Origin of the sequence: Streptomyces sp. NPDC058008 (assembly GCF_042886395.1) — a bacterium.
Lineage (GTDB): Bacteria > Actinomycetota > Actinomycetes > Streptomycetales > Streptomycetaceae > Streptomyces.
This window is the reverse complement of sequence record NZ_JBHVQX010000001.1, coordinates 273,126-290,961: the sequence shown is the minus strand read 5'-3', so window position 1 is coordinate 290,961 and position 17,836 is coordinate 273,126. Positions and strand designations below refer to the sequence as shown.

The window sequence follows — 17,836 nt, the reverse complement described above, 5'->3', positions numbered from 1 at the left end:
CACCCACCGGGCCGGGGCAGCGGATCAGGCCGCGACCGGGTCCGGGTCCGGGGTGGCCGGATCGTCGGCCCCGCGTCCGGCGAGCCGCTCGCGCCAGGCGGCCAGTACGGCCGCGTCGGTGGGCTTCGTCGCCAGCGAGACGACGACGTACACCGCGAGCGAGGCGAGGAGCCCGTAGTAGACCGGCTCGTTGGCGAGGATCCCGAAGCCCGCCATCAGCCCGATCACCGACGCGCCGCCGACGGCCACGGCGGCCAGCGCTCCGGCCGCCGTTCCCCGGCGCCAGAGCAGACCGCCGAGGATCGGCACCAGCAGCCCGCCGACCAGCAGGTTGTAGGCGACGGTCAGCGCCTCGACGACGTTGTTGAGCGCGATAGCGATCGCGATGACGGCGACGCCCATGATGAGGATGAAGGCCCGGTTGCCCTTCACCTCGTCGCGCTCCTCGCCGCCGTCCCTGACGACCACGCCCCGCAGCCGCGACCAGATGTCGTTGTTGGCCACGGTGGCGCAGGCGATCAGCGCGCCGGAGGAGGTGGACATCACCGCGGCGAGAGCGGCGGCGAGCACCAGTCCGCGTACACCGACCGGCAGTTCGTCCTTGACGATCGTCGCGAAGGCCGCGTCGGCGCTGGGCAGCGTCGGGTACATCACCTTGGCCGCGGTGCCGATGACGGCGCCGGCTATCGCGTACAGCAGACAGTACGTACCGGCGACGGTGCCGCCCCAACGTGCCGTGCTGTCACTGCGGGCGGTGAACACGCGCTGCCAGATGTCCTGGCCGATCAGCATGCCGAAGGTGTAGATCAGGACGTACGTGAAGATCGTCTCGCCTCCTATGCCCAGCGGGTCGAAGTACTCCGTGGGCAGCTTCGCCTTCATCTCGCTGAAGCCGCCGGCCTTGACGACGGCGATGGGCAGGAGCAGGAGCAGCACACCGATCGTCTTGACGACGAACTGCACCATGTCGGTGACCGTGATCGACCACATGCCGCCGAGCGTCGAGTACGCGACGACGATGGTGCCGCCCAGGATGATCGCGACGGTCCGGTTCACGTCGAACAGGACGTCGAAGATGGTGGCGTAGGCGATGGTCGAGGTGACCGCGAGCATCAGCGTGTACGCCCACATGACGACACCGGAGATGAGCCCGGCCCGCCCGCCGTAGCGCAGGTCGAGCATCTCGGAGACGGTGTAGACCTTCAGCCGGGCGATGCGGGCGGAGAAGAAGACGGACAGGGCGAGCAGACCGAGGCCGATGGTGAAGACCATCCAGGCACCGGAGAGCCCGTACTGGTAGCCGAGGCCCACGCCGCCGATCGTCGACGCGCCGCCGAGGACGATCGCGGCCATGGTGCCGGAGTACATCCAGGGGCCGAGCCGCCGTCCGGCGACCAGGAACTCGCTCTTGGACCTGGCGCGGCGCATGCCCCACCAGCCCATGGCGAGCATGCCGGCCAGATAGACCACGATCACCGCGTAGTCGACAGCCATGGGCCTTCCTCCGTCTCGTTTCCGCTCAGGGGCCCGCCGGGTGACCTCCGGCCCGGAAGACGGTCGCGATCCCGCACGTCCGGTCCGGGCCCGAACCGGTGCCCGTTCCGGAGCCGGTCCGCCGCGTCCGCTCCACGGCGTCCGCACACCCCCGCAGCGGGGCCACGGGGACGTCCGGGCGATGCGGCGGGGACGGCGGCGCGGGAACACGCGTGCCGGGGCGGTCGCCCGCCCGTTCGGAGGTCACCCGACGCCCTCCAGGGGTCGGGTGTGGTGATGAAGACGGTAGGTGGCCGGAAGCCGACGCTGAAGTGTACGTTTCCTCCATCCTCGACCCGCTGAACAGATGGATCATCCATGCCGGACTCCCCCGCCGTGCCTCCCACCCCTCCCATCCCCCTGGCCGAGCTGCTGGCACGGGAGGAACTGAGGCTGCGCAGGATCGCCGGTCCGGGCCGGGCGGACCTGCTGTGGGTGCACACCTCGGAGATGGCCGACCCGTATCCGTACCTGCTGGGCGGCGAGCTGCTGCTGACCGCCGGGGTGCAGCTGGCGGACGCGGACACCTACGTCGGCCGGCTCGTCCAGGCGGGGGCGTCGGCGCTCGGCTTCGGGGTGACCCCGGTGTACGACACGGTTCCGGCGGCCCTGGTGGAGGCGTGCGACCGGCACGGCCTGCCCCTCCTGGAAGTCCCTCCGGAGACCCGGTTCACGGCGGTCGCCAGAGCGGTGTGGCGGCTCATGGCGGAGGCCAGGCACCGTGAGCTGCGCCGGGTGGCCCGGGCCCAGCAGGCGCTGGCGACGGCCGCGGCCCGCCCCGACCCGGTCCCCGCCGTGCTGCGGCAGCTCGCCGTGCAGCTGGAGGGCCGGGTCGCACTCCTCACGGCCGACGGCGGGGTGCTGCACGCGGCGGGCGGGCACCCGGCACCGGAGGTGCGGACGGCGCTGGCCCGCCTGGCCCGGCTGGTAGCGCCCGCCGCGCCTTCCGGTGGCGCCGGCCCCTCCCCGGCACGGAAGCCGAGCCCTTCGTCGGCGACCGACACCCGGGACGGAACCCATCTGTTCGCGTACGCGCTCGGCGGCGGTCAGGGGCTGGCCCTCGCTCTGGCGACACCGCGCCGGGACTTCGGGGACCACACCGTCGCGGGGATCGCCGTCGTGCTGCTCTCCCTGCTCACGGCCCCGCACCAGGGTGCCGACGTGGCGGGCCGCTCGGCCGCGCTCGTACGGCTCCTGCTGGGCGCGGGTCCCGAGGACGTGGCCCCGCTGCTGGGCGACGGTGACGCCTGGACGGTGGTCCACGCCCGCCGCGCCGACGGCACCCCGGCCGACCCGCTGAACGCCGGGACCCTCGGCCGGGCGCTGGGCTCGGCCCTGTCGGACGTGGACCGCGACACGGTACGGATCCTGCTCCCCGGCCGCCACGAGGCGGTGGCCCCGCAGCCCGGCTGGACCCTCGGCGTCTCCGGACCCGCCCCGGTGTCCGCCCTGCCCGACGCCGACACCCAGGCGTCCCGGGCCCTGGGCCACGCGGAGGCGACCCGCGTCCCGCTCAGCACCCACCGTCCGGGCGCCGGAGGCCTGGCCGCCCTGGTCCCGCCCGACCGCGCCGAGGCCCACGCCCGCGCCCTGCTGGCCCCCCTCACCGAGCCCCTGGCCGAGACCCTGCGCTGCTGGCTGAGCCTGCACGGAAGCTGGGACCGCACGGCGGTGGCGCTCAAGGTGCACCGCAACACGGTCCGCCAGCGCATCGCCCGGTGCGCGGCACTGCTGGACACGGACCTGGACGACATGGACGTACGGACGGAACTCTGGTTCGCACTGCGGGCCCACAGGTCCTGAATCCGCCCCTGCGAGGTGCTCCTCGCTGACACGTGCCCTATGTTTCAGGGCGACCGACTGACGCGACGAACGACCCATCGCAGACCTGTGGGACGGTGCACGCAAGGGCACCCTGAACAAGGCGCAGGTCAAGGAATTCAGGAACCTCATGACGCATGAGTACGTGGAGAGCCAACTTATAAGGGCCGGCCTGCCGTACCTCCATGACGCCAAAAACAAAACTTGCTGCCGATTTATCGAATCTCGATGACTTCGTGAAGGAGGTTTTCCATGAGCTGCGAGCCAAGGGGCTGAAACTGAAGTGACCGACAAGCCTTCGCGTATCGTGTTGGGCCGACTGCAGGCCATCAACTGGGCTGACGACTCAGCGGCCTTCGGCCATCCCCATTCGCGCGCGCTCCTCATGCGTGAGTACCTGCGCCGGGCGGCTCTGTGGGCCAAGGCCTACGACGCAGAGCCTTCGTGGCCGTTCTTCGACATCGCCGAGCACGTTGACGCCGGGATCACGACGCCGCCCGACGTTGTCGACGAGCTGGAGGGACTCCTGGAGGAGCTCGCCCCCGCCTCTCTCAGGACCACCTGCCGCGGTGCCGTCCGCTGGGCGGCCCTGCAGGAAGCCCGCAGCGACCTACTGACGAATCTGCCGAATCCGTACGAGCCGCTGCTGGTCATGTACGAGCGCGGCGGCGGCTACTACCTTGAGGAGTACCTTGACCTCAACGGCGTGATGATCCCGTTGCGAGATGTGGAGAGCAATGCCTCCGCCAGCCCCTTCCTCACGCTCGCCCCCGCCACCCTCGACGCGCTGGACGCTGAGGGGGAGATGACGTACTACGCGAAAATCAGCGACGGGTACCCCCGGCACAGCCCGCGCGGGATCGTCCGGCGACGAGTCGATGGTGATCGGATGTACGACGAGGCCTTCACCCGCAATCTCCGCTGGGAGCCGACCGAATACCTGCGGCTCTACAACCTCGGGCATAACGACATCGACCATGTCCGGATCACCGAAATCGAGGCTGCCGCGTTCATCGAATCTCTGACGGCCAAGCTCACCGGCTCTCCGTAAGTCCACAGCCACCGCTGAGATGATGACTCCGGACCTCTCCCCACCGCTCAAGCGGGGCGAGGAGCCACACACGGTTCGATCCGGCGGGCTACTCCCGTCGTAATGGACGGCGAAGGACGAGGACCTGCCGACCTGGCTCCGCGAGTCCCGCACTGCGGTGAAGGAGACAGGCAAAGCCCTGGTGGCCTGGGACGAGTGGGGCGACAACCCCTCCCGGGCAGCTGGCGCGGTCACCTTCAACGTCGTCACCACCGTCTTCACCGGCGGCACCGGCGGCGCGGTCGCCGGCGGCGGCAAAGCCGCTTTGGCCGCCAAGGCACTGTCCGTGGCAGGCAAGGTCGGCCGCTTCGTGGACCCGATGACGTACGTCTTCAAGGGCGCGGGCTTCGGCCTGACGAAGATCGGCGACGCGATGGCCGGTCTCAAGGGCCTGGGCGCCGTGGAGATACCCCCACTCCCGGACAACGTCTTCACCCTCCCCGAAGGGGCAGTACGCCTGCCCGACGGCACGCTCGACCTCCCCGCGCGCGCGGCGATACCGGAGGGCGCTGTCCGGCTCGCGGACGGCACGGTCGAACTCCCCGAGGGAGTGATCGCCCTTCCGAAGGGCACGGTCAAGCTCCCCGACGAACTGGCCGCCCTGACCGAAGAAGGCACGGTCAAATCCCCCTCCGCCCCCCGCGCCGCCTATTGGGACCTCGAAGGCAACCTCTACGACGAAGGCGGCAACCTCCTCCAACGCAGCGACGAAGTCAGCAAGGAAGCCGGCAAAGCCGACTTCGACGCGGACACCCCGGACCACGCCCGCGTAGAAACCCCGGCACCGCAGCCGGTGCCGGTCGGGGCGGGGGCGCGTGGCGGGAGCAATATCGGTGACGGCATACGCCTTGGTGACAACCTGAGAGATTTTGGCCGGGTTGGTGACGATGCGCCCGCATATGTGCCAGCCGGCCACACCCCCGGCGGCCGAATCCCGGACAACACGCCCACGAACCACCTGGACAACACCCCCCGCGGCAGCGACCGCACCGACGGGCCCTCGGCTACAGGCCGTGGCGGCGGCCCTGCCGGCGCAGGCACCCACATGGACGGCCCCGACGTCGGTGGCCGCAATGAGCCACCGACCGGGGGTGGCGGTACACACCCCCACAGAACCGGGTGCAGGCGGCCTGGACGGCGCGGCTCACGGCGCGGATGATGCGGCGCAGCCGACCCACTCCCCAGGCGACCGACAGCTGACCGCCGAGGAGATCAAAGTCAAACAGGATGAATTCGTTCGACGTGCGAACAATCCTGACAAGTCCTGGTTCGACCTGTACTACCGCTCGGACGGTCACTGGGTGCGGTGGAGCAGCCTCTGCCAAAAACACCGAACGGTGCCAACATGTTCGACCAGCTGTACCGACGGCCGGACGGCAAGCTCGTGATCATCGAGGCGAAGGCGCCGGGTTCAGGTCTCATCTGGCGCAGAGGCAAGGGCGCCGCCGCAGACCTCATGATGCAGCAGGGCACCAGACACTACCTGGAGACAATCCTCGCCGAAATGGAAGCACGCCCGGCGCTCTCGGTGATCGACGAAACAGGGAAGGTCTGGACCAATGCCGAGCTGGTGGCCGAACTCAGGCCGGCACTCGACAACGAAAGGTCGTCGAGGGCAAGGGCTCGTACGCCGGCGCGGTTCTCGAGTACTTCAAGATCTGAATTCGACAGAGGAGATCAGTGGTCACGAGCGTGTCCCGACAGAGCTATCCGACGGCCGCGATGGAGGCTGTCGTTCCCGTCATGGAGAGGTCTCTGGCCACTTCGTTGCAGACCATCGCGAGCTCGCACGGCACCAGGAGCGCGGCGCTGACGACATCCTTGAACGTGGCGCGCACCCGCTGCGTCGGGGACCCGGATGCGGTGAAGGTTGAGACCTGGGAGTCCTGGCTGTTGACCATGCAGGTGCACTCGGCGGTCTTCGCAGCCGCGTACACCGACCAGGAGACGGTCACCTGTAAAATCGGCCAGGAGGATCGACAGCTCGCCGCCACTGGTCCGCAGCTTTACCTCAATGCGGGGACGTGGATCAACGCCTTCTGCCTGGCCCTGATCTGCCGGGAAACAGCCCGCCTCGACATGCTGGCGCGGGTGCCCATGTCGTTGCTGCGCGACTGCGGTGGCGAGCTTGACGAGTACGTCTACTCCTGGGTGGCAACCCTCCAGAGCTTCTGGCTGCGGCGTGACGACGTCAGCCAGCACTTGGTGCGGGCCGTGGACTTGAGTGCTCCCGAGGGAGCTCGCATCCTCGACGCCGAGACCATGGGCAAGCTGAAGTACCCCCCGATCATGATGTTCTATCGCTACCTGCGCAACGATACGGAAGGCTTCAATCAGGCCCTGAACGACGCTCTGCGCTGGCACAAGGAGTACTGGACAGCCGACGAAGACCGCACCCAGAACATCGAAGGGGTGGTGGCCATCGCTCCGCTGGCGGTGGCGTGCCTTGCGAAGGCCGACGGCATTCCGATCGAGGTCGACTCCGGCTACCTGCCGGACGCCCTGCTGGACTTCGCCTGGCGTGGCGAGTTCGAGGCGTAGTCCTCCGCAGGAGCAACACAGCGGACTCGATCGTCCCTCACTGCACCTTTCCCACAGAGAGGCCCACGGCAGGGACCGCCGCGCGGGGCTTGGTCGCGCCTACCTCGGTGGCGCGGTCACCGTCGGCGACAGGGCGCCCTCGCCGCAAAAGCCCTGCCCGTGGCAGACAACGTGAGCCGCTTCGTCGACCCGAGCCGGACGTCTCTGAGGGCAGGGGCGACCGGCCGGACGCGTGCTGCGCGATGTGCCCGGATCGCCCCGGCATCCGCCCGGCCCGACGACCTGATCATCTACTAGACTGAACGCCACGCACGTGGGCATGTACCTCGGAGGCGAGCAGATGGTCCACGTTCCACAACCCGGACGCGCGACTGCACCGGCCGCCTCCATGCCCGTCCTCGGTGTGGCCCGACCCGGAGTCTGAGCGGATGCCGCACTCACTGACACCCCGCGAGACGGGAAACCTCCCCGTCCTCAGCGCACCACCGCTGATCCGTCTCGACGCCTACGTGGCCGAGGACGGATCGACGGTGGTCAACGGCCACCTGCTGGACATGGGCGGCACACGCCCGCCCAACGAGACGATCCTCGACGCCATAGCCATGTTCGCCCGCACCCTGGGGACTCCGGTGGCGGCGACCGTCATCGACCGCAGCGTGCGGCAGGTGGCGCGGCTCCGGGTGTATCCCGACGGCTCCAGCCGGACCATCGGCGAGGAGGAGGACCTGCCGCCCGGGCGCGAGCGAACCGCCGCCGAGGAGAAGGCGTTTCCCCCGCTCGCGCGGGTGGAGCGGATCACCCAGCACGCGCAACGGGGGGAACTGCACGCCGCGTTCGTCCTCGCCGGCGCACTGCGGGAACACCTGACACTGCGCCGGGGCGCGGAGGACGAGCTGTCGCTGGAGGCCAGGGCCATCGAGGCGTACATCGCCTACCGCCGCGGCGACTACACGACCTCCACCGGCCTAGCGCTGACGGTCGCCCGCATCCGCTGCGGCAGTGATCTGCACCGGGCCTTGCCCGAGGTGGCCCGTGCCACCGCGGCCTGGCAACGGCTCCAGGACGAGACACTGGTGACGACCCGGGGGCAGGAACTGCGGCACATGTGGGAGAAGTTGTCCGCGGAGGGCCTGCTGCGGGAACCGTCCCACCACGCCATGGCCCAGGCCGTCCGAAGCCGGATGGAACGGGGCAGTCAGTACGCGGAAGTCCAGGCCCCGGCCCTCGCACCCGCACCGGCCCTGCCGGCGGCTCAGGGTCAGGTCGCCCCCGAGGACACACCCCTCTCGCCCACCCGAAGGGGGCTACGGCGCTTCACCAGGCGGGCAGGCCGACGGGACAGTTGAACGAACCCGGACTGCACGTCAAAGTCCGCGGCTTCTCGACGACCGGGGCCGGCCCTCCGCGACGCAGCACGCACACACTCGCCCCGGCCCTCCGCGACGCAGCACGCACACACTCGCCCCGGTCGGCCGCGATGCGGTGTACGCCGCACAGCCCTTCGGGCATCCGGGGGCCGCGTGGTGGCGAAGCCGTGCGGTCACCGGGGCCCCTCGGGCTGCCGTCCGGCTCAGCCGGTCTTCCTCCGGTCGAACCACATCGTCGCCACCGTCGGCACCAGGCCGGCCCAGAACAGAACGAGCGGAACCGTGCGCTCCGTCCAAGGTATCTGGGTGATCAACAGCGCGCAGAGCATGGCCCACGCCGCCTGGCCCAGGACGATGCGGGGCCACGTGCGGCGCCGGATGATCGAGCGCAGGTTGATCTGGACACCGGCGCGCAGACGGCGGTAGCGCAGCAGTGCGCCCAGGACCCAGACGACGGCCATGGGGACGAGGTCCCACAGCCGCTGGCCGAGCACGAGCGGCAGCTCCCGCTGGGTCTCTCCCTCCGTCGCGAACAGGTCGATACCCACGGCTGCGAAGACCAGGCAGAGCAGAGCCAGCCAGCGCACGCCGCGCAGCAGGCGGTAGGACGCGTCGTCCAGACCGCGCTGCATCAGCTCCGAGCCGGGGGCGGAGGCCAGCGCGTCGGCGTAGAGGGTGGCGGCCTCCTTCGCCATGACGCCGGGGGCCGCCGCCGCCTTCTTCGCCTGCCGGGTCAGGGCGTCCTCGTGCTGCGGGTCGATCCGGAGGATGGCCAGCTCCCACTGGTCCGCCGCGGCCCGGTCGCCCAGCATGTCGGCGATCAGCAACGCCACTTCGTAGGGGTACACCTCCTCGGGGCCCAGCCGAACCGCCTCCCGGACGAGTGCGTCCGACTCACTCAGGGCGGCCGCCACGTCCTCGCGCCGCGCCTGGCCGCCGTTCGCCTGTCCGGAGCGGACCAGCTCGATGCGCCAGAGCCAGTTGGCGAGCAGCGCGTAGCCGTGCCAGTGGTCGGGGGCCAGCCGGATCACGTCGCGCAGCACGCCCTCGGTCTCCGGGAAGCGGCCGGACGCCCGCAGGGCGTGGGCGTGCATCGTGAGGGCCCCGATGTCCTCGGCGTTCAGGGCCAGTGCCCGCTCGGTGGCTTCCAGCGCCTTCGCGCCGTCCTTCTCGTCCCCGAGATGGCTGGAGGCCAGCTTGACCCAGGCCCGGATGTCCTCGGGGTCCTCCGCGAGCCTACGGGCCAGCAGCTCCCTGGCCTCTTCGTACCGCTTCAGGTCGATGAGCAGGTCGGCCCGCTCCACGGCGGGGTGCAGGGTCGCGGTCACAGTTTGCGCCTCTTCTTCAGGTAGGCCACCAGGTCGTCGTACATCCCGCCCTCGTTGGCGAACATCGCCACGTTGCGTGCGGAGGCGAACCACGGTTCCGCGGACGGAACCACGTCTTCGGCCGCGGCGAGCAGGTCCTTCATGCCGATCATGCGTACGTTGCCGGTGCGCACCGAGTCCAGCAGTGCCCGCTCGGCCGCCGCCTCGCAGAGATGGGCCAGGTCCGCACCGGACAGGCCGTCGGTGATCCTGGCCAGCTTGCCCAGGTCGACGTTCTCGATGGGCCTCTCCCGCAGGTGGTGGCGGAGGATCGCCTCGCGGGCGGTTCGGTCGGGCGGCAGGACGAGGATCGTCCGGTCCAGGCGTCCGGGGCGGCGCAGGGCGTTGTCCACGTCCCAGGGCACATTGGTGGCGGCCAGCACGAACACGCCTTCGTTCGCTGCCGAATCGATGCCGTCCAACTCGCTGAGCAGTTGGTTGACCGTGTTGCGCATGCCGCTGTGCGCGGTGCGGCTGCGCTTGGCGCCGAGCGCGTCCAGCTCGTCCAGGAAGACCACGCAGGGTGCCTGACGGCGGGCGGTCTCGAAGATCTCGTGCATGTTGCGTTCGGAGTTGCCGATCCACATGTCGAGGACGTCGTTCACCGACACGGAGAGGAAGGCGGCGCCCAGCTCACCGGCCACTGCCCGCGCCACGAACGTCTTGCCGCAGCCGGGCGGCCCGTACAGGAGCAGCCCGCCACGAAGGCTCTTGCCGTACAGCTTGCGCAGCTCGGGGTTGCGCAGAGGGGCGAGGAAGGCGGCCTCCAGACGGTCCTTCACCTCCTGCATGCCGCCGACATCGGCCAGTCGCACGGTGCCGGGGTCCTCCACCTCCCACGCGTCGGCATCCGCGGAGTCGTCCTGCCCGTCCGCGCGGGCAGGCGTCCCGGCGAACCGCGGCGGCACGGCGTCCCCGACCTGTTCTGCGGCGGCCTTCCAGTCGAACCCGCCGCGCGGGGACGGTGGTTGTCCGGACTCCGGGGGCCGCTCGGGCGAGGGGGGCGCTGCGCCCATCGCCCGGATCATCAGAGCTCGGGCCTGGGCGTCGCCCGGTGCGTGCTGGAGAGCCGCGGCCGCCTCGGCGACGGCGTCATCGGACCGTCCCTCCTCCAACAGGAGCTGGGCCAGGTGCAGCCGCAGGGGCACATCGGCGGGTACGGCGGAAACCGCGGCGCGCAGGCTCCGTATGAGAGGGGAGTCGTCCGGCATGATCCTCAGACTAACGTCGCCGTACGACATCTCAGGGGACGTTCGACGGCCGGCAGTCCCATGGGGACGTCGCGGACGGAAGGTTCCGACCGCGTGCGCCTTGAGCGGCCGGCGCAGGTCGTAGCACCTGACCGCCCCCTGAAGAGGCCGCGCCCCCTGGCCCCGGGGCGTAAAAAATGAGGCGGTGACGGCCGCGCCCTGTGAGGATGGAGCGCCCTCGCTCCCTCCTCGAAGGTCGGGAAACCTATGCCCCGCGCCGTCACGCTCATCCGCTCCACCACCCTCTCCGACGTGGCCGAGTACGCCTACGCCGCCACCGCCCCCGCCGACGCCCGGCTGATCTTCCTCGCGGGTTCGTGCCCGCTGGACGAGGACGGTTCGACGACGGCGGTGGGCGACTACGCGGGCCAGGCGGCGAAGGCATTCGAGAACATGCGCACCGCCCTCGCCGACGCGGGCGCGTCGCTGGAGGACGTCATCAGCACGCGGGTGCTCGTCGCGTCCTCACGGCAGGAGGACCTGGTGACCGCCTGGGGCGTGGTCCGGGAGGGCTTCGGCGACCACGACGCCCCGAGCACACTGCTGGGCGTCACGGTCCTCGGGTACCACGACCAGCTCGTGGAGATCGAAGCGGTCGCAGCGGTGCTCGACGCCTGAGAGCCGTCACCCGCTCAGCCCCCGGTGCCGGCGCTCAGAGCCGCGAGACGTTCACCCCGGCTCTCCGCGATCCGGTGCACGTCGCGCAGCGATTCGGCCATGCGGGCCACCACGTAACGGAGTTGCATCACGGTCACCGGGCGGTCGTCGAGCATGTCGGCCGCGTGGTGCAGCAGTTCGGCGGCCATGCCGAGCTGGACGCTCTCGATGTCGTCGGCCACGCGGGAGACGTGCCCCGTACCGTCGCCCAGGACGTAGCAGGGCTTGCCCTCCGGGCCGGCCCACGGCAGCAGGCGCGCCGTGCCGGGAATCCGCCCGGTCACACGATCCGCCCGAGGCCGCACCCCGGGCAGGGCCTGACGTCGATTCCGTACATCGCGAGCCACAGCGGGCGCTCCGACGGCGGCCCGGTCGTCACACCCTCGGGCGGAGGGGGTACGCGGAATGCCTCCGGGACCGGCCGAAGGAGACGCAGCAGCGCCTCCAGGGTGCGGATGATGCAGTGCAGCACGTCGTCAACTCCGTTGCGTGGAAGGGCGATGACCATGGGCCCGCCCTGGGGCCGCCACCTGGCCATCTGTCGCTGTGTAGCGATCCACTCACAGAGTGGGACGGGTGGGGCTAGGCTCGCCAGGGGTTGGTTGGTGACAGATCATTCGTCACACGGGAGTCGACGTTGAGCAACAGCTATGGGGACTGGTTCAAGGAACAACGCCTGGCCGCAGGGTTGACCCAACAGGAGTTGGCCGACGCGGCGGTCATGACCCGTTCGCACATCGCGCACATCGAGGCGGGACGCCGCATCCCGTCGAAGGAGGACGCGCGACGGCTGGACAAGGCTCTGAACACGGGGAACGTGCTGAGCAGCTTCCTGCCGGAGGAAGACGCGGCGGTAGCCGACCACTTCGCGTCAGCGCGCGTACTCGAACAACAGGCCACCGTTATCCGGGAGTTCGCCAGCACACTTGTGCCAGGCATCCTTCAGACCGAACGCTACATCCGCGCCCTGATGCGCACCGCGTTCCCCCCTTGGAGTGAGGAGGAGTGTGACAGGCTCGTCGTCACACGGCTGGCACGCTCCCAGCTCCTTTCCCAACCGACAACGCCCGTGGTGTGGGCGCTCCTCGACGAGGCGGTTCTGCGCCGACCCGTCGGCGGCCGCGAGGTCATGGCGGGACAGATCATGCACATCGTGCGTGTGACCGAGACGGAACGGGTACGAACGCACGTGTTGCCCTTCACTCTCGGCGCCCACCCGATCATGCAGGGCATGATGACGCTGATGTGGTTCGAGGACCAACCCACGGTCGCGTATACCGAGGGCGTGAACACCGGAAAGGTGCACGACACTCCTGCGCTGGTCGAACGGCTGCGGGGTGCCTACGATCTTGCGCTGAGCGACGCACTGCCACTGGAAGAGTCCCTCGCCCTGATGCGGGCGACAGCGAAGGAATACGGACACCATGACTGAGCGCACCATCTCGACCGCTTCTGCTCCGACCGGCTGGCGCAAGTCCTCCTACAGCGACAACCAGGGCGGAAGCTGCATAGAGATCCTGGACGGCCACCCCTCCGGCGTCCCCGTCCGCGACTCCAAGGTTCCCCACGGCCCGACCCTGATCGTTGCGGCCACCGGCTGGTCCGCCTTCGTCTCCGCAGTCAGGTCCGGGCACTTCTCCGCCTGAGCATCCGGACACCCGCACCCCTCCGCCCCACCCGGAGCGGCGACTCCGCGCCGAGGACGTACCCCACAGACGCCGACGACCGGCAGATCACCACGGACCGCCGGCCGCCGGCCAGCCGGCCGGCCGGCGCGGGCCCGGCCCCCGAGCGCGGCCGCCCCCACCGTCCCGCGCCTTCACCCGAGGGGCGGACACCCCCGGACACACGGCCCTCGCGCCGCGCGACGCGCCCCCCTCAGGTCGCCCCAAATGTCCGGCTTTCCAGCATGCGCAACCAGGGGTTGACCATTCCCTCCCCCGCACCTAAGTTTCTCGCAACCCGCTGGTACATCGATTAACCACTCCGGTTAACGTCCTGGTTGGAGACATCCCGCTGTGCGCTCACCCCTGAGTCGGCGCGGTTTCCTTGCCGCTGGTTCCGGCCTCGCCGCCGCTACCGCGCTGCCCGCCCTGTCCGGCTGCTCCACGCTCGCCTCGGCCGATTCCGACCCCGGCACGCTGCTCGTCCACACCCAGCTCGGAACCACCGCGCCGGGCTCCCCCACCTACACCGCCGCCGTGAAGGACTTCGAGAAGGAGAACCCGGGGCTCCGGGTCAAGAACCTCGTCAACGGCGACGACCTCCCCCAGGTGTACGAGACCTCCCGGCTGGCCCGTAAGGAGCCGGACGTGGTCATGGTCAACCTGTACGACAAGACGCTCGCCTGGACCGATGTCGGCGCCACCGTCGACGTCAAGGGCTACCTCGACGACTGGGGACTGCGCGACCGCGTCCTGCCCGCCGCTCTCACCGAGTGGACCGACGACAAGGGCAGGCTCCGCGCCTTCCCCTACTTCGCCACCAACTGGCCCGTCGCCTTCAACACCCACCTGCTGGACCGGGCCGGTGTCGGTTCCGTGCCCACCACCGGGGACCAGCTCGTCGGCGCCGCACGCAAGCTGCGGGCGAAGGGCATCGCGCCCGTCACCGTCGGCGGCAACGACTGGACCGGGCAGAAGCTGCTCGCCCAGATCATCCAGACCTTCCTCACCCCCGAGGAGGCCCGGCAGGTCTACACGACCGGGGACTTCAGCGGCAGCCGGGGCGCACGTGCGGGTATCGACTACTTCGTGTCGCTCCGGGACGCCGGTGTCTTCGCCGACAAGGCGCAGGGGCTGACCTCGGACACGATGACCACGCAGTACAACACGGAGGCCGCGGCCATCCAGTCCGCGATGTCCTCCGCCCTGGCCAAGGTCCCGGCCAAGGCGGCCGGGCACACCGAGATCGGCGGCTGGCCGCTCGCACCGGGTGCCGCCCACGAGAAGCCGACCATCCTGCGCTCGTATACCCTCATCGGCTTCTGGATCAGCCCCAACGGCGTCAAGAAGCTGTCCTCGGTCGAGAAGTTCCTCCGCTTCATGTACCGGCCCGACGTCGTGTCCCGCTTCATCACCGAGAGCGGCCGGGACATGGCGCTCGTGACCGACACGGTCAGCACGGACTTCCCGCTGGTGGCCGAGGCCCAGCGGCTCGGCGACCGGGTCGGGCAGGCGCTCCTGCCCGACCTGTACGTCCCGCCGACCGCCACCCAGCCGCTGATCACCGCGACCAGCACCGCCTTCACCCGGGGGACGAGCGCGGCCTCCGTGCGCTCCGCCCTGGAATCCGCCTACCGCACGGCATGATCCGCGCGCCCGAGCCTCTGCGAGTCCTCCCATGACGATGCTCTCGTCCGCCCCGGGCGGCGCCTCGGTCCGCGGACCGGTCACTCCCCCGCCGTCCGGCTCCACCACGAAGCGCCGTACGCAGGGCGGGGTCATCCTCGCCGTGCCCGCGCTGGTCTGGTACCTGGTCTTCATGGTCGGCCCGCTGGTCGCCATCTTCGTGATCGCCGCCCTGCACTGGCCGGGCATGCTCCAGCCGGTCTCCTTCGCGGGCACCGCCAACGTCCGCGCGGTGTGGGACGACCCGGTCTTCTGGGACGCGGTGCGCAACACCGCGGTACAGCTCGTCGTGGCGCTGCCGCTGATGATCATCGGGGCGTACATGCTCGGGTACTACGTCGCCCAGAAGCCCCCGGGGCACCGCGTCCTGCGGTATCTGCTCTTCATCCCCGGGCTGATCTCCACCCCCGCCAAGGCGATGGTGTTCTACGCGGTCCTCTCCCCGGACGGGCTCCTCAACGGCGCCCTGGACAAGGCCGGCCTGGGCTCCCTGACCGACGCCTGGCTCGCCTCGCCCTCGACCGCGCTCGGCTCCCTCATCCTCCTAGACGTGTGGAGCGGCATCGGGTTCACCGCGGTGCTGTTCGCGGCCCGGCTCGGCAGCGTCCCGGACGAGATCGGTGAGGCGGCGCAGCTGGACGGCGCGGGGCACTGGCGTGCCATGTGGCGCATCCACTTCCCCGTCATCCGCGACTTCGTGGGCGTCGTGACGATGCTCCAGTTCCTCTGGACGCTCTTCGGTTCGGCGCAGAACGTGCTGCTGCTCACCCAGGGCGGCCCGGGAAGCTCGTCGACAACGTTGTCCTTCCTCGTCTACCAGAAGGCGTTCATCGCGGCCGACCTCGGCTACAGCCAGACCGTCGGCGTGGTCCTCTTCCTGGTCGGCCTGGCAGGGCTGCTGACCATCCGTCGCGTCTTCCGCCAGAACTACTGATCGGAGCGGTCCCATGAAATTCGGAAGGTCCTGGCTGCCGGCGCACATCTTCGCCTGGCTGTACATGGTGCTGCTGCTCGTCCCCCTCTACTACCTGCTGGTCTCGGCGTTCAAGACCAACGACCAGATATTCGGGAGCCCCTTCTCCCTGCCGACCTCGTTCTCCACGGCCAACTTCACCGAGTCGTTCTCCTCCGCGCACCTCGGGCCGGCCGTCCTCAACTCGATGCTCGTGACCGCGCTGGCGCTGGTCCTCACCCTGGCGCTCGCGATACCGGCGGCGTTCGCCATCGCCCGTACGGAGGGGCGCCTCGGGGCCTTCGTGGAGCGGGTGTTCTCGCTGGGCTTCCTGGTCCCGACGTTCGCCGCGCTCTTCCCCACGTTCCTGCTCGCCGCCGCCACCGGGCTGTTCCACACCCGCGCGTTCATGGTGCTGTTCCTCCCCGCGACGGCGATGCCGCTGTCCGTCGTGATCCTGGTGCAGTTCATGCGGACCATCCCGCGCGAGATGGAGGAGGCGGCGCGCATGGACGGCGCGTCCACCTTCGCCGTCCTGCGGCACGTCTACACACCGATGTGCATGCCGGGGATCGCGACCATCCTGCTGCTGAACTTCCTGACCTTCTGGAACGAGTACCTCTACTCGCTCGTCATCATCGGCCCCGACCCGGACCTGCGGACGGTGCAGGTCGCCCTCCCCACGCTCAAGTCCCTGACGGGGACGGACTACGGCATCCTTACGGCGGGCACGGTCCTGACCCTGATCCCGGTCTGGGTGGTCTACACCGTGCTCCAGAAGCGGATGCAGCAGGCTCTCGTGAGCGGGGCGGTGAAGATGTGAACAAGCGTCTGGAGGGTCGTACCGCCGTACGCCCCACGATCAAGGCCGTGGCCGCCGCGGCGGGGGTGTCCACCGCGGCGGTCTCCCAGGCCGTCAACGGCACCGGCCGGATCTCGGAGGCCACCCGCCGACGGGTCCTGGACGCGGCCACGGAGCTCGGCTGGTCCCCCAGCGCCTCCGCGACCGCGCTGCGCCGGGCCCGTACCCGCACGATCGCGCTCGTCGTCCGGCGCCCCACCGACGTGCTCGGCTCCGACCCGCACTTCAGTGAGCTGATCACCGGTCTGGAGGGCGAACTCGCGCCGCGCGGCTACGGTCTGCTGCTCCACCTGGTCGCCGGCATGGAGCAGGAGAACGCGCTGTACGAACGCCTCGTCGCCGAGGGGCGCATAGACGGGGCCGTGCTGACCGACGCCCGCGCCGACGATCCGCGCCCGGACCTGCTGCGCGGACTCGGGCTGCCCGCCGTCCTGCTGGGCGCCCCCGACGCCGCCTCGCCGGTGCCCCGGGTGGGGCTCGGGCAGCAGGGCGCGGGCGTCCGGGAGGCGGTCGCCCATCTGCTGGAGCTCGGCCACCGGCGCGTCGCGTACGTCGCCGGTCCGGCCGAACTGCTGCACACCCGGCTGCGCCTGGCCGCGTTCGAGGAGGCGCTGGCCGGGGCGGGGCTGAGCCCCGTCGCCGTACGGCACAGCGACTTCACCGAACAGGCGGCCGTGGACGTCACCGAGGAACTGCTCTCCCTGCCCGGCCGGCCGACGGCCCTCGTGTTCCCCAACGACTCCATGGCCGTCTGCGGCATCGGCACGGCGCAGCGCGCCGGGCTCCGCGTGCCGGACGACCTGTCGGTGGTCGGTTACGACAACCTCTCCCTCGGCCGCTGGGTCCATCCCCGGCTCACCACCGTCGACCAGCAGGTGCAGCGCGTCGGTGCGGCCGCCGCCCGCACCCTCCTGGCCGGCTTCGGCGAGGACGTGCCCCCGCCCGTCCTCGACGGCCGCCCGCGTCTGGTCGTACGGGAGTCGACCGGTCCCGTGCCGTCCCCGGTCTGATCCGCCGCACCGCCTCCGCACCCCCCGCACACCGAA

The 17,836-nt window shown here is 70.3% G+C and carries 17 protein-coding genes; 12 read left to right on the top strand and 5 right to left on the bottom strand.

Features of this window, described 5'->3' with window-relative positions; all coding sequences use genetic code 11:
* Window positions 1–24 precede the first annotated feature (24 nt).
* Window positions 25–1,494, bottom strand: a complete 1,470-nt coding sequence (locus ACFVS9_RS01250; RefSeq protein ID WP_383114505.1) for a sodium:solute symporter — start codon at window positions 1,492–1,494, stop codon at window positions 25–27.
* Between the two features lie 357 nt (window positions 1,495–1,851).
* Here ACFVS9_RS01250 and ACFVS9_RS01245 point away from each other — a divergent pair, with 357 nt between their 5' ends.
* The 5 genes from ACFVS9_RS01245 to ACFVS9_RS01225 all read left to right on the top strand — a co-directional run bounded on the left by ACFVS9_RS01245 (window position 1,852) and on the right by ACFVS9_RS01225 (window position 8,331).
* Complete coding sequence (locus tag ACFVS9_RS01245; RefSeq protein ID WP_389929322.1) at window positions 1,852–3,336, top strand: PucR family transcriptional regulator ligand-binding domain-containing protein; 1,485 nt, start codon at window positions 1,852–1,854, stop codon at window positions 3,334–3,336.
* 301 nt (window positions 3,337–3,637) lie between these two features.
* Complete coding sequence (locus ACFVS9_RS01240; protein WP_389929320.1) at window positions 3,638–4,405, top strand: hypothetical protein; 768 nt, start codon at window positions 3,638–3,640, stop codon at window positions 4,403–4,405.
* Window positions 4,406–4,562: 157 nt separating this feature from the next.
* Window positions 4,563–5,603 carry a hypothetical protein gene (locus tag ACFVS9_RS01235; protein ID WP_389929318.1) on the top strand — a complete coding sequence of 347 codons (1,041 nt, stop codon included), beginning with the start codon at window positions 4,563–4,565 and terminating at the stop codon, window positions 5,601–5,603.
* 521 nt (window positions 5,604–6,124) lie between these two features.
* Window positions 6,125–6,985 carry an immunity 49 family protein gene (locus ACFVS9_RS01230; RefSeq protein ID WP_389929316.1) on the top strand — a complete coding sequence of 287 codons (861 nt, stop codon included), beginning with the start codon at window positions 6,125–6,127 and terminating at the stop codon, window positions 6,983–6,985.
* Between the two features lie 428 nt (window positions 6,986–7,413).
* Window positions 7,414–8,331 carry a hypothetical protein gene (locus ACFVS9_RS01225; RefSeq protein WP_389929314.1) on the top strand — a complete coding sequence of 306 codons (918 nt, stop codon included), beginning with the start codon at window positions 7,414–7,416 and terminating at the stop codon, window positions 8,329–8,331.
* 224 nt (window positions 8,332–8,555) lie between these two features.
* Here the strand turns inward: ACFVS9_RS01225 and ACFVS9_RS01220 are convergent, their stop codons facing one another.
* Both ACFVS9_RS01220 and ACFVS9_RS01215 read right to left on the bottom strand, forming a co-directional pair.
* A complete protein-coding gene (locus ACFVS9_RS01220) occupies window positions 8,556–9,680 on the bottom strand; it encodes a tetratricopeptide repeat protein (RefSeq protein ID WP_383114510.1) in 1,125 nt (374 codons plus the stop codon).
* On the bottom strand, window positions 9,677–10,930 hold the full coding sequence (locus tag ACFVS9_RS01215) for an ATP-binding protein (RefSeq protein WP_389929312.1): 1,254 nt from the start codon (window positions 10,928–10,930) through the stop codon (window positions 9,677–9,679). Before ACFVS9_RS01215 ends, ACFVS9_RS01220 begins: the two co-directional genes overlap by 4 nt.
* 246 nt (window positions 10,931–11,176) lie before the next feature.
* Here ACFVS9_RS01215 and ACFVS9_RS01210 point away from each other — a divergent pair, with 246 nt between their 5' ends.
* Window positions 11,177–11,587, top strand: coding sequence for a RidA family protein (locus ACFVS9_RS01210; protein WP_389929310.1), 411 nt, complete (start codon window positions 11,177–11,179; stop codon window positions 11,585–11,587).
* Window positions 11,588–11,601: 14 nt separating this feature from the next.
* Here ACFVS9_RS01210 and ACFVS9_RS01205 read toward each other — a convergent pair whose 3' ends face one another.
* A complete protein-coding gene (locus ACFVS9_RS01205; protein WP_389929308.1) occupies window positions 11,602–11,910 on the bottom strand; it encodes a hypothetical protein in 309 nt (102 codons plus the stop codon).
* On the bottom strand, window positions 11,907–12,164 hold the full coding sequence (locus ACFVS9_RS01200; RefSeq protein ID WP_389929306.1) for a hypothetical protein: 258 nt from the start codon (window positions 12,162–12,164) through the stop codon (window positions 11,907–11,909). The genes ACFVS9_RS01205 and ACFVS9_RS01200 overlap by 4 nt, the downstream gene beginning before the upstream one ends.
* A gap of 99 nt (window positions 12,165–12,263) precedes the next feature.
* Between ACFVS9_RS01200 and ACFVS9_RS01195 the strand changes: the two genes are divergently transcribed.
* The 6 genes from ACFVS9_RS01195 to ACFVS9_RS01170 all read left to right on the top strand — a co-directional run bounded on the left by ACFVS9_RS01195 (window position 12,264) and on the right by ACFVS9_RS01170 (window position 17,800).
* Window positions 12,264–13,058, top strand: a complete 795-nt coding sequence (locus ACFVS9_RS01195; protein WP_383114515.1) for a helix-turn-helix domain-containing protein — start codon at window positions 12,264–12,266, stop codon at window positions 13,056–13,058.
* Window positions 13,051–13,272: a DUF397 domain-containing protein gene (locus ACFVS9_RS01190; protein ID WP_383114516.1), complete on the top strand. Its 222-nt coding sequence runs from the start codon at window positions 13,051–13,053 to the stop codon at window positions 13,270–13,272. Before ACFVS9_RS01195 ends, ACFVS9_RS01190 begins: the two co-directional genes overlap by 8 nt.
* Before the next feature lie 372 nt (window positions 13,273–13,644).
* The gene (locus ACFVS9_RS01185) at window positions 13,645–14,937 is read left to right on the top strand and encodes an ABC transporter substrate-binding protein (protein ID WP_389929304.1); all 1,293 of its coding nucleotides are present in this window, start codon (window positions 13,645–13,647) and stop codon (window positions 14,935–14,937) included.
* A 31-nt stretch (window positions 14,938–14,968) separates the two neighbouring features.
* Window positions 14,969–15,910 carry a carbohydrate ABC transporter permease gene (locus ACFVS9_RS01180; RefSeq protein ID WP_383114518.1) on the top strand — a complete coding sequence of 314 codons (942 nt, stop codon included), beginning with the start codon at window positions 14,969–14,971 and terminating at the stop codon, window positions 15,908–15,910.
* Window positions 15,911–15,923: 13 nt separating this feature from the next.
* On the top strand, window positions 15,924–16,751 hold the full coding sequence (locus ACFVS9_RS01175) for a carbohydrate ABC transporter permease (RefSeq protein ID WP_389929302.1): 828 nt from the start codon (window positions 15,924–15,926) through the stop codon (window positions 16,749–16,751).
* Window positions 16,748–17,800 (top strand): LacI family DNA-binding transcriptional regulator, encoded by a 1,053-nt coding sequence (locus ACFVS9_RS01170; protein WP_389929300.1) that lies wholly within the window; start codon window positions 16,748–16,750, stop codon window positions 17,798–17,800. Before ACFVS9_RS01175 ends, ACFVS9_RS01170 begins: the two co-directional genes overlap by 4 nt.
* Window positions 17,801–17,836: the final 36 nt, after the last annotated feature.